The sequence below is a fragment of the Paraburkholderia sp. BCC1885 genome (assembly GCF_900996235.1).
In the GTDB taxonomy this organism is placed as follows: domain Bacteria; phylum Pseudomonadota; class Gammaproteobacteria; order Burkholderiales; family Burkholderiaceae; genus Paraburkholderia.
In genome coordinates, this window is the sequence record NZ_CAAJGM010000181.1 from 1 (window position 1) to 429 (window position 429).

Below are 429 nucleotides of genomic sequence, written 5' to 3' on the forward strand. Positions count from 1 at the left end.
GCCGAAGAAGCCGCTGGTCGAATAGCGGTAGGCGGCGATCGCGATATTGGTGCCGGTGGCCGCCACCGTTTTCGCGTAGCTCAGGCGCAAGCTCTGCCCGGCATGGCCGCGCTCGCCCGGAATGCGCGTGCTGGCGTGCGTGAGATCGAGGCCGAAGGCGCCCCAGCCGGTGGTGAGCACCGCGCCGGCCATCACCGACAGGTAGCCCTGCGCCAGGGTGGCGCCGCCGTAGCCGGTCAGCGTATTGGTCAGGCCCTGCTGCCAGGTCGCCTGGGTGAACAGCGGCCTGCTGTTCGGCAGGTGGCGCAGCGCGCCCGCCGTGAAGCTGTAGCGGTGCTGGCCGGGGCGCAAGGACATCGGCACGGCGGCGTAGGGCACCGAAAATGAGTGCTCGCTGCCGTCCGCTTCGGTGACGAGCACCTTCAGGTC

General features: G+C 70.2%; 1 protein-coding gene. It reads right to left on the bottom strand.

Annotation, left to right across the window (positions count from 1 at the left end; all coding sequences use genetic code 11):
* Positions 1 to 429: fimbria/pilus outer membrane usher protein (locus FQ755_RS16720; protein ID WP_144155966.1), on the bottom strand; the 429-nt coding region annotated here is incomplete at both ends.